The 13,322-nt window shown below is 59.5% G+C and carries 10 protein-coding genes and 1 riboswitch; of the genes, 5 read left to right on the plus strand and 5 right to left on the minus strand.

The window, feature by feature from the left end:
• Nucleotides 1–5 precede the first annotated feature (5 nt).
• On the plus strand, nt 6–1,811 hold the full coding sequence (gene msbA / locus ACA063_RS02270; RefSeq protein WP_162437150.1) for a lipid A export permease/ATP-binding protein MsbA: 1,806 nt from the start codon (nt 6–8) through the stop codon (nt 1,809–1,811).
• 198 nt (nt 1,812–2,009) lie between these two features.
• Nucleotides 2,010–3,434 (plus strand): bifunctional D-glycero-beta-D-manno-heptose-7-phosphate kinase/D-glycero-beta-D-manno-heptose 1-phosphate adenylyltransferase HldE, encoded by a 1,425-nt coding sequence (gene hldE, locus ACA063_RS02275; RefSeq protein ID WP_497664630.1) that lies wholly within the window; start codon nt 2,010–2,012, stop codon nt 3,432–3,434.
• Between the two features lie 80 nt (nt 3,435–3,514).
• Here the strand turns inward: hldE and ACA063_RS02280 are convergent, their stop codons facing one another.
• From ACA063_RS02280 to ACA063_RS02295, 4 genes are all read right to left on the minus strand, one after another.
• Complete coding sequence (locus tag ACA063_RS02280) at nt 3,515–4,483, minus strand: metal ABC transporter ATPase (protein ID WP_497664631.1); 969 nt, start codon at nt 4,481–4,483, stop codon at nt 3,515–3,517.
• Between the two features lie 32 nt (nt 4,484–4,515).
• Nucleotides 4,516–5,328: an aldo/keto reductase gene (locus tag ACA063_RS02285; protein ID WP_497664632.1), complete on the minus strand. Its 813-nt coding sequence runs from the start codon at nt 5,326–5,328 to the stop codon at nt 4,516–4,518.
• Complete coding sequence (locus tag ACA063_RS02290) at nt 5,325–6,500, minus strand: FAD-dependent oxidoreductase (RefSeq protein ID WP_497664633.1); 1,176 nt, start codon at nt 6,498–6,500, stop codon at nt 5,325–5,327. Before ACA063_RS02290 ends, ACA063_RS02285 begins: the two co-directional genes overlap by 4 nt.
• A gap of 265 nt (nt 6,501–6,765) precedes the next feature.
• A complete protein-coding gene (locus tag ACA063_RS02295; RefSeq protein ID WP_162437145.1) occupies nt 6,766–7,098 on the minus strand; it encodes a DMT family transporter in 333 nt (110 codons plus the stop codon).
• A gap of 102 nt (nt 7,099–7,200) precedes the next feature.
• On the opposite strand from ACA063_RS02295, the gene ACA063_RS02300 reads away from it, so the two are divergent.
• On the plus strand, nt 7,201–8,103 hold the full coding sequence (locus ACA063_RS02300) for a LysR family transcriptional regulator (RefSeq protein WP_497664634.1): 903 nt from the start codon (nt 7,201–7,203) through the stop codon (nt 8,101–8,103).
• A gap of 11 nt (nt 8,104–8,114) precedes the next feature.
• Nucleotides 8,115–9,392, plus strand: coding sequence for a lipid IV(A) 3-deoxy-D-manno-octulosonic acid transferase (waaA, locus tag ACA063_RS02305; RefSeq protein ID WP_497664635.1), 1,278 nt, complete (start codon nt 8,115–8,117; stop codon nt 9,390–9,392).
• Between the two features lie 98 nt (nt 9,393–9,490).
• Here the strand turns inward: waaA and ACA063_RS02310 are convergent, their stop codons facing one another.
• Nucleotides 9,491–10,924, minus strand: coding sequence for a TolC family outer membrane protein (locus ACA063_RS02310; RefSeq protein ID WP_497664636.1), 1,434 nt, complete (start codon nt 10,922–10,924; stop codon nt 9,491–9,493).
• 202 nt (nt 10,925–11,126) lie between these two features.
• Nucleotides 11,127–11,232, plus strand: a riboswitch (TPP riboswitch).
• 165 nt (nt 11,233–11,397) lie between these two features.
• On the opposite strand from ACA063_RS02310, the gene thiC reads away from it, so the two are divergent.
• Entirely contained in the window at nt 11,398–13,287 is a 1,890-nt protein-coding gene (gene thiC / locus ACA063_RS02315; protein ID WP_497664637.1) for a phosphomethylpyrimidine synthase ThiC, read from the plus strand.
• Nucleotides 13,288–13,322: the final 35 nt, after the last annotated feature.

Consider the following 13,322-nt stretch of genomic DNA (forward strand, 5'->3'; position numbering starts at 1 on the left):
CTACGATGAGTGACGCACCGCCCAAAGCGGGACAGGATTCCAGCCTGAAAATCTATCTTCGGCTGTTGGGGTATGTAAAACCCTATGTGGGCCTTTTCCTGCTGAGTATCGTGGGCTTCGTGATCTTTGCCTCTACCCAGCCGATGCTGGCGGGGATTCTCAAATATTTCGTCGATGGCCTGAGCAACCCCGAAGCGGTGCTCTTTCCTAACGTCCCTTACCTGAAAGACTTGCAGCTGTTGATGGCCGTGCCGTTGCTGATCATCCTGATCGCCGCGTGGCAGGGGCTGGGTTCGTTTCTGGGGAACTACTATCTGGCGAAAGTCTCGCTGGGACTGGTACATGACCTGCGCGTCGAGTTGTTCAACAAGCTGCTGGTGCTGCCGAACCGCTATTTCGACACCCACAACTCCGGTCATCTGATCTCGCGCATCACTTTCAACGTGACCATGGTCACCGGTGCAGCCACGGATGCCATCAAGGTAGTCATCCGTGAAGGCCTGACGGTGGTCTTCCTGTTCGCGTATTTGTTGTGGATGAACTGGAAACTGACGATCGTGATGCTGGCAATCCTGCCGGTGATCGCGTTCATGGTCGGCAATACCAGCAAGAAATTTCGCAAGCAGAGCAAGAAGATCCAGGTGGCAATGGGGGACGTGACTCATGTGGCGTCCGAAACCATCCAGGGCTATCGCGTAGTGCGCAGCTTCGGCGGCGAGAGCTACGAGGAGCGTCGCTTCGCCGAAGCCAGTCAGGGCAACACCGACAAGCAATTGCGCATGACCAAGACCGGTGCGGTCTACACGCCGATGTTGCAGTTGGTGATTTATACCGCCATGGCCGTGTTGATGTTCCTGGTCCTGTTCCTGCGCGGCGATGCGACAGCGGGCGACCTGGTGGCCTACATCACCGCGGCGGGACTTTTGCCCAAGCCGATTCGTCAGCTGTCAGAAGTCAGTTCGACCATCCAGAAGGGCGTCGCCGGTGCCGAGAGCATTTTCGAGCAGCTGGACGTCGAGCCCGAGGTGGATCACGGTACGGTCGAACGCGATCGCGTTGATGGTTACCTGGATGTGCGCAACCTGAGCTTCACCTACCCGGATACCGAACGTGAAGTGCTGAAGAACATCAGTTTCACTGCGGCGCCAGGGCAGATGATTGCGCTGGTCGGTCGCTCAGGCAGTGGCAAGTCGACCCTGGCCAGCCTGATTCCGCGTTTCTATCATCACGAAACCGGCGAGATCCTGCTGGATGGCGTAGAGATTGAAGATTACCGCCTGCGCAATCTGCGCCGGCACGTGGCGCAGGTCACGCAGCATGTCACCTTGTTCAATGACACCATCGCCAACAACATTGCCTACGGCGACCTGGCGGGCGCCCCGCGTGCCGACATTGAAAAGGCGGCCACCGATGCCTACGCAATGGACTTCATCTCGCAAATGCCGGAAGGCCTGGACACCCAGGTTGGCGAAAACGGCGTGTTGCTGTCCGGCGGTCAGCGTCAGCGTCTGGCGATTGCCCGGGCACTGTTGAAGAATGCCCCGTTGTTGATTCTCGATGAGGCAACCTCGGCGCTCGATACAGAGTCCGAGCGCCATATTCAGGCGGCACTGGATCAGGTCATGAAAGGTCGGACCACGCTGGTGATCGCTCATCGCTTGTCGACCATCGAAAAAGCTGACCTGATCCTGGTCATGGATCACGGTGAAATCGTCGAGCGTGGCACCCACGCGCAACTGTTGGCGCAGAATGGTTACTACTCGCGTCTGCACGCCATGGGGCTCGATGCTCCGGTGGAAAACATAGCCTGACGTGACGAGAGGGTGGGTCCACGCTCACCCTCTTGTATCATCGGCGTGCAATGCGTCCGGTGTCAGAAAATACCTTTATTTCTGCTCAATTTTTGAACAAATAATCGCCCGAATTCATCCTCTTGCAGCCGTCGCGCAAGCCTGTGCCAACCCTGTGTTAATATCGCGACCCTGTTCATTTTGTATGTGGGTTGCACCATGAAGTTGTCCATGCCGCGATTCGATCAAGCCCCTGTCTTGGTGGTCGGCGATGTCATGCTCGACCGTTACTGGCATGGTGGTACCTCACGGATTTCTCCCGAGGCGCCAGTACCGGTAGTCAAGGTCGAGCAAATCGAGGACCGTCCGGGCGGTGCCGCCAACGTTGCGTTGAACATTGCTGCCCTCGGCGCGCCAGCCTCACTGGTCGGCGTCACCGGTGACGATGAAGCCGCCGACAGCCTGGTCAATAGCCTCAAGGGCGCGGGCGTGCGGGCGTTGTTCCAGCGCATCGCGCACCAGCCGACCATCGTCAAGTTGCGAGTCATGAGCCGTCACCAGCAATTGCTGCGTATCGACTTCGAAGAACCGTTCGCCACCGACGCTCTGGCATTGGGTGAACAGGTCGACGAGCTGCTCGACGGCATCAAGGTATTGGTGTTGTCCGATTACGGTAAGGGCGCGCTGAAAAACCATCAGGTTCTGATCCAGGCTGCGCGGGCCCGAGGCATTCCGGTGCTGGCCGATCCCAAAGGCAAGGATTTCTCCATCTACCGTGGTGCGAGCCTGATCACCCCGAACCTCAGCGAATTCGAAACCATCGTCGGCAAGTGCGCTGATGAGCACGAGTTGGTGAGCAAGGGCGCAACCTTGATGCACGAGCTCGATCTCGGCGCCTTGCTGGTAACCCGTGGTGAACACGGCATGACCTTGCTTCGTCCGGATCATCCCGCGCTGCACTTGCCGGCGCGAGCGCGTGAAGTGTTCGACGTGACAGGTGCTGGTGACACGGTTATTTCTACCTTGGCCGCAGCGATTGCTGCGGGCGAAGAACTGCCCCACGCAGTGGCGCTGGCCAACCTGGCCGCAGGCATCGTGGTTGGCAAGCTGGGTACCGCTGCGATCAGTGCTCCGGAGCTGCGTCGCGCGATTCAGCGTGAGGAAGGCTCCGAGCGCGGCGTGCTGGGACTTGAGCAATTGCTGCTGGCGGTCGACGATGCGCGTGCGCACAAAGAGACGATCGTCTTCACCAATGGCTGCTTTGACATTCTGCATGCGGGTCACGTGACCTACCTCGAGCAGGCGCGAGCCCAGGGTGATCGTCTGATCGTTGCGGTCAACGACGATGCTTCTGTGAGCCGCTTGAAAGGACCGGGTCGTCCGATCAATAGCGTCGACCGTCGCATGGCTGTTCTTGCCGGTCTGGGCGCTGTGGACTGGGTGATCAGCTTCGCCGAAGGCACTCCGGAAAACCTGCTGCGCGAGGTCAAGCCGGACGTGCTGGTCAAGGGCGGGGACTACGGAATCGAGCAGGTGGTGGGTGCTGACATCGTGACGGCTTATGGCGGTACGGTGAAAGTGCTGGGGCTGGTGGAAAACAGCTCGACCACCGCGATTGTCGAGAAGATCCGCCAGTCCGAGTGAAGCCATAAAAGATCGAAGCCTCGTGTCACTCTGTAGGAGCTGTCGAGTGAGACGAGGCTGCGATCTTTTGATCTTGTGCTTTAAGAACTGACCTTTTTACGCGGCACGATCTTCTTCAACAACTGCTTCGCCTTCCCGCGCAATCGCGCCAGACCTGAATCTTTCCCCTGGGGGCTCAAGCCCTGCTGACGTACCCAATCCTTCCACTTGATCCGCTCATCCCGCACCAGCCAGCCTTCCTGCAGTGCAAAGCTCTCCGCCAGGTACAACCCTCGCGTACTCGCCGGATACAGCTGATCCTTTTTAAGGGTATAGAGCTCAGCCATCGGTTGGCCGTCCTGCAAGGGCATCAAATACAAATCGGGCCGTTTGCGATCGAGTCGCGCGACCAGTTGATCGCCCTCCAATCGTTCATCGACATGAAACAGGCTCAAGGATTTGGCTTCCTTGGGCACGTCCAGTCGCAAGTCATAGATCAGTTGCAGGGACGCCGTCGGCAAATGCACATAGGCCCGCGGCCGTTCGATCAACTGCATGTTGGCGCAACGCACCGGTCGCGCCGAGCCGGACAACGGCGTCAGGCGAAACGGCAGGGCTTCGCGATAATGCAGGGCGGAGGAGTAGGGGGCCGGTAGCCAGGTGTCATTGAAACGCCCTCCCAGCCAGCCTTCCGGTGTTTCCAGCAGGCACTCTTCAGCAATCTCCTGGATGGCCGTGTGCAACGGCAGGTTAAGCTCATGGGCGGGCACGTAACCTGAAATCAGCTTCAGCACCACATCGCCACGGTCTTGCCGGCGTTGACGGACCAGCACCCAGTAATCACGATTCTGCCAATGCAGGGTCAATCGTACAGACACGCCAAGGTTGGCCAGCTCGACCGCAAAACGCTCACTGTCAGGCACTGTCACCGGACGGCGACGTTGCAGGGTCTGGGAAAAGTTGAGCGGCATCCCGACGCTCTGATAGCTCAAGCCTTCGGGAGTCGCTTCGACGAATAACGGCAGGGTCTTGAAGTTGCTCGGGTTCTTTCTTATGAGCGTACGCGGCATGTCGGCTCCTGCTTAAGGCCGCATGGGCGGCGTCAGTGACTACGTAGTACCTTGGCAACGGTCGCGACGTTGTGGGCGAGGTGCAGCGGATTGATGGTCCCGACAATAGCACTGGCAACACCCGGATGCTCAAACAACAATTCGAAGCTGGCACGCACCGGATCAACACCCGGACTCAGGCAGACGTGGCCGCTGGCGAGTGCTTTTTTCACCAGAATGGCTTTCCCGTGAGCAGCAGCATAGTCAATGACGGCTTTCTCGCTCAATTCGTTCAGATTGTAAGTGACCATCGCGCAATCACCCTGTTCCAGAGCCTTCAATCCACCTTCGACGGTTTTCCCGGAAAAACCGAATCCGCGGATTTTCCCTTCAGCCTTGAGGGCGGCGAGCGTTGCGTATACCTCGCTGTCGTTGAGGATGGCCAGGTCGTTACCGTCGGAATGCACCAGCACCAGGTCGATAAAATCCGTTTCCAGACGTTGCAAGCTCCGCTCCACCGACAGGCGGGTATGGGCGGCGCTGAAGTCGTGACTCGATAGACCGTCGGCAAACTCTTCGCCGACCTTGCTGACAATCACCCAGTCCAGACGCTGGCCGCGCAGCAACGGGCCGAGCCGCTCTTCACTGCGGCCGTATGCCGGCGCGGTGTCGATCAGGTTGATGCCCATGTTCTGCGCCATTTTGAGCAACATGCGTGCTTCGTCGTCGCCCGGGATCTGGAAGCCGTTCGGGTACTTCACACCTTGATCACGGCCCAGTTTGACGGTACCCAGGCCCAGCGGTGAAACCATCAGGCCGGTGCTGCCCAGAGGTCGATGCAGATCGTGCAGGGTCGGTTGGGTCATGGCAGCAGTTGCTCCCAGGCAGGAACGCCCATCGGTGGTTTGGGTAGCTCGGGCAGTGGCGCGCAGTGGCTGGGTTCAATGCCGTCGCGCTGCAGAGAGGCGATGACACGGTCAGCGAAGTCCGGCGCCAGCGCCAGTTTGGTAGGCCAGCCGACCAGCAGTCGGCCTTCCTCGGCGAGAAATGCGTTGTCCGGTCGCGTCAGTCCCGATTGCAGCGGCTCGGCGCGATCTACCCGCAACGTCGCCCATTGCGTGGTGCTCAAATCGATCCATGGCAGCAGTTGGCCGATTTCTTTCTGCGCCGTCGCAATCTGCTCGGCGGGCTCACGGGCAACACCTTCGGATTCAGCGATGTCACCGCCCATGTACCAAACCCATTGGCCATCGGCGGCCGGATGAGTGGTGACGGTGATGCGAGGTTTGGTGCCGCCCCCCAGGCAGTGGGCATACAGCGGTTTAAGGCCTGGACCTTTGGCGATGATCATGTGCAGCGGTCGACGTTGCATGGCCGGCCGGCTCAGCGCCAAGGCTTCGAGCAACGCTGCCGTGCCTGCACCGGCGCTGAGAACGATGCGTTGGGCGCGAATGTCGCGCCCATCGACTTTCAATCCCACCAGAAGGCCACCTTCCAGCAACGGTTCGATCTGCTGCCCGGCCAATAAACCGTCACCCGCCAGGTCGGCAAGGCGCTGAATCAGGCTCGGGACATCCACCACCAACTCGGCCAGGCGATAGACCTTGCCCTTGAAGCGTTTGTCTTGCAGGGCCGGTGGCAGTTGATCGCCTTTGACCTGATCAACCCGGCCGCGCACGGCTTTGCTGGCGAAGAAACTGGTGAGGTTTCCAGCGAGTGTGCCGGGTGACCACAGGTAATGGGCTTCGGACAGCAGGCGCACGCCTGACAGGTCGAGTTCGCCATTGCCGGCCAGCGCTTCACGCCAGCGCCGTGGCATGTCGGCAATAGCTTCTGAAGCACCAGTCAGGGCGCCGTGCAGTGCGTACTTGGCGCCGCCATGGATGATGCCCTGGGACTTCAGACTCTGACCGCCGCCGAGGCTGGCGCTTTCCACCAATACCGTCGAAAAACCCTGACGGCGCAGGCGCGCATTCAGCCAGAGGCCGGCGACACCAGCGCCGACAATCAAAACGTCGGTGGAAATAACGGATGGCATGCAGCGACCTCAGTGTTCAAGACGAGGGCGCAGTATACAGACTCGACGGAAAGGGGATTTGATGGATCAATCAGGACGTACGCACGACCTGTGGCGAGGGAGCTTGCTCCCGCTGGGCCGGGCTGGCGCTCCAGCGCAAAGCGGCCCTTAAAACCATACACCGCGGTTTTTCTGACTGGCCGCGTCTAATCGTCCTGCGACTGCTGCGCAGTCGAGCGGGAGCAAGCTCCCTCGCCACAGGTTACTGTTTGTCTCCAGGGTTCGGTCAATGCCCCGCCGTTTTGGAGAAGAGCTGGATGACCACAACCCCCAGCACAATCAGCCCCATCCCCAGCATCGCCGGCACATCAAGCTTTTGCCCATAGATGAACAACGCTGCAACGCTGACCATCACGATCCCCATCCCGGCCCATACCGCATAGGCCACGCCGACCGGAACGCTGCGCACCACCAGCGTCAACATCCAGAACGCAATGCCATAACCGACGATGACCAGCACCAGGGGCAGGGGCGTGCTGAATCCTTTGACGGCTTTCATCGAAACGGTCGCGATCACTTCGGCGCAGATGGCAATGGCCAGGTAGTAGTAAGCGGTCATAGGTGCATCCTCAAGTGAACTGTTGCTTTCTTGGCTGGGCATTCTAGAGCTTTGCCAGATGCGGTAAAGTCATTACCTATCTGCTTTGAAGATGGGTTGGCCATGAACACGCAATGGAATCTGGAACAGCTGCGACTATTTGTCAGCGTAGCGGAGCAGCGATCGTTTTCGGCCGTTGCGCGGGATCAACGCAAGGCGCAGTCGGCTGTCAGCAGTTCGATTGCGATGCTTGAGGAGGACCTCGGCGTCAGCCTGTTCGATCGTAGCAGTGGCCGTCAGCCGACACTGACCGAAGCCGGTAGTGCGCTGCTGGAAGAGGCGCGGGAAGTACTGCGTCAATGCGAGCGCCTCAACGGTCGGGCATGGGCGATGATGCGCGGTCAGGAGGCGCGGCTGCGGTTAGCCCAGGACGAAGCAATGCCTTATCAGGCTGTGGTGGATAGTTTTGAGGCCCTGGCGGAACGATTTCCCAGCCTTGAAGTGCAGCTCACCAGTGCCGCCCAAGGCGAAGTGGCTCGCAAGCTGGTGGAGCGCCAGGCTGATCTGGGATTGCTGTTTTACCACGATCAGATTCCCGAAGCGCTTGAACGACAAGTGCTGGGCAGCGTTGAAATGGTCACCGTGTGCGGTGCCGGTCATCCGTTGGCGGGGAAAGCGGAGGTGGACTGTCAGCAATTGGCGCAGCATCGGCAACTGCTGATGTCGACTCAGTCCAGCGTCTACCCCGGCAGCGAGCCTGCCAGCCCGCAAGTCTGGCGCGCCGACAGTTTCTACGTCATGGCGGAGTGGCTGGTTCGCGGTCTCGGCTGGGCCTGGTTGCCGCGTCATGTGGTGCAATACCCCGCCTACCAGGGGCAGATGGTCGAACTGGCCAGCGAATGGACCCCGCCTGCGTTGGTCGTGGAGTTGGTCTGGCGCCGCGATGAGCCGCTAGGGCCGGCAGCGCGATGGCTGGCGGAACGTTTTGCTGTGCACTTGCGGGCGATCGGCGATAAAAGCCGATAAACTCCGCCGCCATGAATAGAACTCTCTACACCGCGCTGTTTTACCTGGGGCTGCCACTGGTAGCGATTCGGTTATGGTTGCGAGCGCGTAAAGCGCCAGCCTATGCCAAACGTATCGGCGAGCGTTTTTCCTACGGGATACCGGCGATGAAACCAGGGGGCATCTGGGTGCACGCGGTGTCGGTGGGTGAGAGCATCGCCGCAGCGCCGATGATTCGTGCCTTGCTGCAACGTCATCCACAGTTGCCGATCACCGTGACCTGCATGACCCCAACCGGCTCGGAGCGCATCCAGGCCTTGTTCGCCAATGAACCGCGCATCCAGCACTGCTACTTGCCGTATGACTTGCCCTGCGCAGCCAAGCGATTTCTTGATCGGGTTCAGCCGAAACTGGCAGTGATCATGGAGACCGAACTCTGGCCTAACCACATTCACCAGTGCGCCAGGCGCGGGATCCCGGTGGCGCTGGCCAATGCGCGGCTGTCCGAGCGATCGGCCAAAGGCTACGGTCGTTTTCGAAAGCTGACCCAGCCGATGCTTGCCGAAATGAGCCTGTTCGCGGTGCAGACCGAAGCAGAAGCCCTGCGCTTTCTTGATCTGGGCGCGCGCCCGGAGACTGTCGAAGTGACCGGCTCGATCAAGTTCGACCTGACCATCGACCCGCAGTTGCTACACCGTGCCACCGAGTTGCGCGCGCAATGGCAAGCACAGGAGCGCCCGGTATGGATTGCCGCCAGCACTCACGACGGTGAAGACGAAGTGGTGCTGGCGGCCCATCGTCAGCTGTTGGCCAGTCATCCCGATGCGTTGTTGATCCTGGTACCCCGTCATCCAGAACGATTCAACGCCGTGTTCGAGCTGTGTCAGCAGCATGGTTTCGCCACTGTTCGACGTTCCTCCGGTGAGTCAGTCAACAACGATACGGCTGTGCTGATGGGCGACACCATGGGTGAGTTGCTGTTTCTCTACGCCTTGGCCGATACCGCGTTCGTCGGCGGCAGCCTGGTGCCCAATGGTGGACATAACCTGCTGGAGCCGGCCGCATTGGCCAAACCGGTCTTGAGCGGTCCGCACCTGTTCAACTTCCTCGAAATCGCCGCGCAATTACGCAATGCCGGCGCATTGCAGGAAGTAGAGGATGCCGAAGGATTGGCTGTCGCAGTGCAGCGTCTGTTTGAGCTGCCGCGGGATGCGCAGCGGATGGCGGATGCCGGGTTGAACGTGATGCGCGCCAATCAGGGGGCGTTACAGCGATTGCTGGATGGGCTGGGGCGGTTGATCAATCGTTGATTTAGCTCATCCTGTGCTCGATCAAAATTGAAATCAGATAGTGCGCCGTACCTGTGGGAGGGAGTTTGCTCCCTCGCCACAGATCGTTTCTCAGTCGCTTATGGTCGTGCTTTCAACTGTTCCGCCGCAGCCTTCGCCAGATCTGGCGGCAGGAAGTCCTTGTCCGGGTTGTAGTCAGGCTTGAGGAAACGCTTGAGGTCCTCCAGATCGCCCGGGTTCAGCGTGCCGGCAGCCTGCTTCAAGCGCAGGTTATCGAGAATGTAGTCGTAGCGGGTGTTGTTGTAGTTGCGCACCGAGGTGTACAGCTGACGCTGGGCATCCAGGACATCGACGATGTTCCGTGTCCCCACCTGATAGCCGATTTCAGTCGCTTCCACTGCACTCTGGTTAGAGATGATCGATTGTTTGCGTGCTTGAACCTGCTCCACGTCGGTGTTCACCGCGCGGTGCAGGTTACGGGTGCTTTCCACGATTTGTCGGCGCAAGCCTTCACGCTGTTGCTCCGTCTGATCCAGGCGCGAGTAGGACTCTCGAACCTGTGAGCTGGTCAGACCGCCGCTGTAGATCGGAATGTTCAGTTGCAAGGCCAGAGTGGTCTGCTCGACGGGGCCCTTGTAAGCCTGACCAAATGCGTTCGGGTTGCTGAAGCCAAAAGCGTCGTTATCACCTTTCTCGTATTTCGCCACCGCATCAACGGTGGGTGCATGGCCGGCCTTGCGCTGCTTGAGGGTTTCCTCGGCGGCGCTGACCGCGTAGTTGCTGGCCAGCAGATTGAGGTTCTGGCGGGCGGCGGTGTCGACCCAGGCCTTGGCGTCGTTCGGTACCGGCGGCAGGATCGGCAAGGTGTGAACGATGCCCTGAATCGAATTGTATTGCCGATTGGTCAGGGTGATCAGCGCTTCAAACGCATCATCCACCTGACGCTGGGCCAGGATCCGGTTAGCGCGTGCCGTGTCGTAGCTGGCCTGGGATTGCAGCACGTCGGTCTTGTCCGACAGGCCCACGTCAAAGCGTTCGTTGGACTGGTCGAGCTGGCGTTTGAACGCGGCTTCTTCGGCCTTGGTCGAGGCCAGGTTGTCCTGGGTGCGCAGCACGTTGAAATAGTTTTCGGCGGTCTGCAGGATCAGGTTTTGCTCGGTGGCCGAGAGTTGCAGTGCCGCCTGTTCGTTGACGTCCTTGGCGGCCTGAAACTGGAACCAGCGATCGGCACGGAACAGTGGCTGAGCCAACGTCGCCTGGTAGGAGTTGGCGCTGCGATTGGCGACGGCGGCCGGTTGATTGATATCGGTACGCGCACTGGCCACCTCAGCGCCACCGGAGATATTCGGCAACAGCCCGGCGCGTGCCTGGGGTACCACTTCTTTCTGGGCGCCGTACTGGGCGCGGGCGGCGGCCAGGTCAGCGTTATTGTCTACCGCTTCCTGGTAGACGCTCACCAGATCGGTTTTGGTCGATAAGGGCGCTTCTGCTGCCCAGGCCAATCCATTGGAAGCACAAGACACGGCAAGGGCCAGTGAAAGTTTGCGCAGCATGCGGCCATCCCTAAAAATTACGCTGATAATTTGCGCCAAAGGTACGGCGCGGCGTTGTACATCGTCAATGCGCAGCTTGAGGCGCGGCAAGGCGTAGCGAGTGTAGTTGGGCACACGTTCGGCAACAATCCTGTAATTCCGCCATTCATCATGGTGTTTACCGGGGTGTTGGCATTCTTTGCCCGTTGTGTCTAGACTGGCCTGGTTCTTGTCGGGGTGCCTTGCTATGAGGCTGAGATCGAATAATTTCGGATCCCGTTGAACCTGATCAGGTTAACGCCTGCGTAGGGAACAAGATTTCTCGTCACCCGGCGAGTCCTCTTGTGCTTCGTCCGGGATGTTGTTCGACAATCGAACACCCCTCGAGTACTGAGCACAGCACCAACAGCGCCACAGCTGATTGGTCGCGTCCATTCGTTACAGGTTCGCTCCGACAAAATTCCACCGCCTGGATGCTGTCTGGAGAGCCCGTGATGACGATAAAACTAAAAAACGTAACGAACCTGAGTGACTCGGCCCAAGTCGATCAACAGTCCGTTCAGCCCTTTACCCGCTCGCAAAAAATCTATGTTCAGGGTTCACGCCCGGACATTCTCGTGCCGATGCGCGAAATCAGCCTCGATGTCACCCCTACCGACCTCGGCGGCGAGATCAATGCACCGGTGGTGGTCTACGACACCTCGGGCCCTTATACCGATCCCAATGTCATTATCGACGTGCGCAAAGGCTTGGCCGATGTGCGTTCGCCGTGGATCGAAGCCCGTGGTGACACCGAGCGTCTGCCTGGCCTGAGCTCGAATTTCGGTCGTGAACGCCTCGCCGACGCCGAACTGACCAAGCTGCGATTTGCCCACGTGAACAACCCGCGTCGCGCGAAGGCCGGCGGCAATGTCACCCAGATGCACTACGCCCGCAAAGGCATCATCACGCCCGAGATGGAATTCGTTGCCATCCGCGAAAACATGAAGCTTGAAGTGGCCCGCGCCGCCGGCCTGCTGGACCAGCAACACGCTGGCTACAGCTTCGGTGCCAGCGTGCCGAAAATCATCACCCCCGAATTTGTCCGCGAAGAAATCGCCCGCGGTCGCGCGATCATTCCGGCCAACATCAACCACACTGAACTGGAACCGATGATCATCGGCCGTAACTTCCTGGTGAAGATCAACGGCAACATCGGCAACAGTGCCTTGGGTTCGTCCATCGAAGAAGAAGTGGCGAAACTGACCTGGGGCATTCGCTGGGGCGCGGACAACATCATGGATTTGTCCACCGGCAAGCACATTCACGAAACCCGCGAGTGGATCATCCGTAATTCGCCAGTGCCGATTGGTACCGTGCCGATCTATCAGGCGTTGGAAAAAGTCGGTGGTGCGGCCGAAGACCTGACCTGGGAGCTGTTCCGCGACACGCTGATCGAGCAGGCCGAGCAGGGCGTCGACTACTTCACCATCCACGCGGGCGTGCTGTTGCGTTACGTACCGCTGACCGCCAAACGCGTGACCGGCATCGTCTCCCGGGGTGGTTCGATCATGGCCAAGTGGTGCCTGGCGCACCACAAGGAAAACTTCGCCTATACGCATTTCGAAGAGATCTGCGAAATCATGAAGGCCTACGACGTCAGCTTCTCGCTGGGCGATGGCTTGCGTCCGGGTTCGATTGCCGACGCCAACGACGCCGCGCAATTCGGCGAGCTGGAAACCCTCGGCGAGCTGACCAAGATCGCCTGGAAGCATGATGTGCAAACCATGATCGAAGGCCCGGGCCACGTGCCGATGCAGTTGATCAAGGAGAACATGGACAAGCAGCTCGAGTGCTGCGACGAGGCGCCTTTCTACACCCTCGGCCCTCTGACCACCGACATTGCGCCGGGCTACGACCACATCACCTCCGGTATAGGTGCGGCGATGATCGGCTGGTTCGGTTGCGCGATGCTCTGCTACGTGACGCCGAAGGAGCACTTGGGCCTGCCGAACAAGGATGACGTGAAAACCGGGATCATCACCTACAAGATTGCCGCCCATGCGGCCGACCTTGCGAAGGGGCATCCGGGTGCGCAGATTCGTGACGACGCCTTGAGCAAGGCGCGTTTTGAATTCCGCTGGGAAGACCAGTTCAACCTGGGGCTGGATCCGGATACTGCTCGCTCGTATCACGATGAAACGTTGCCGAAGGACTCGGCCAAGGTCGCGCATTTCTGCTCGATGTGCGGGCCGAAATTCTGCTCGATGAAAATCACTCAGGAAGTCCGCGAATACGCGGCCAACCAGCAGCTTGAAACCATTGACGCCGAAGTCGCCCAGGGATTGGCGGAACAGGCGGAGCGGTTCAAGCAGGAAGGCAGTCAGCTGTACAAGAAGGTTTGATCTGACTTGAATGGGTGGGGCCTGCACAGGCCCCA

Source organism: Pseudomonas sp. LBUM1643 (assembly GCF_059716215.1).

Bases quoted from the DNA above. Each gene is read 5' to 3' on its own strand.
- msbA (WP_162437150.1), top strand. From the start codon at position 6: ATGAGTGACGCACCGCCCAAAGCGGGACAGGATTCCAGCCTGAAAATC.
- hldE (WP_497664630.1), top strand. From the start codon at position 2,010: ATGAAGTTGTCCATGCCGCGATTCGATCAAGCCCCTGTCTTGGTGGTC.
- ACA063_RS02280 (WP_497664631.1), bottom strand. From the start codon at position 4,483: ATGCCGCGTACGCTCATAAGAAAGAACCCGAGCAACTTCAAGACCCTG.
- ACA063_RS02285 (WP_497664632.1), bottom strand. From the start codon at position 5,328: ATGACCCAACCGACCCTGCACGATCTGCATCGACCTCTGGGCAGCACC.
- ACA063_RS02290 (WP_497664633.1), bottom strand. From the start codon at position 6,500: ATGCCATCCGTTATTTCCACCGACGTTTTGATTGTCGGCGCTGGTGTC.
- ACA063_RS02295 (WP_162437145.1), bottom strand. From the start codon at position 7,098: ATGACCGCTTACTACTACCTGGCCATTGCCATCTGCGCCGAAGTGATC.
- ACA063_RS02300 (WP_497664634.1), top strand. From the start codon at position 7,201: ATGAACACGCAATGGAATCTGGAACAGCTGCGACTATTTGTCAGCGTA.
- waaA (WP_497664635.1), top strand. From the start codon at position 8,115: ATGAATAGAACTCTCTACACCGCGCTGTTTTACCTGGGGCTGCCACTG.
- ACA063_RS02310 (WP_497664636.1), bottom strand. From the start codon at position 10,924: ATGCTGCGCAAACTTTCACTGGCCCTTGCCGTGTCTTGTGCTTCCAAT.
- thiC (WP_497664637.1), top strand. From the start codon at position 11,398: ATGACGATAAAACTAAAAAACGTAACGAACCTGAGTGACTCGGCCCAA.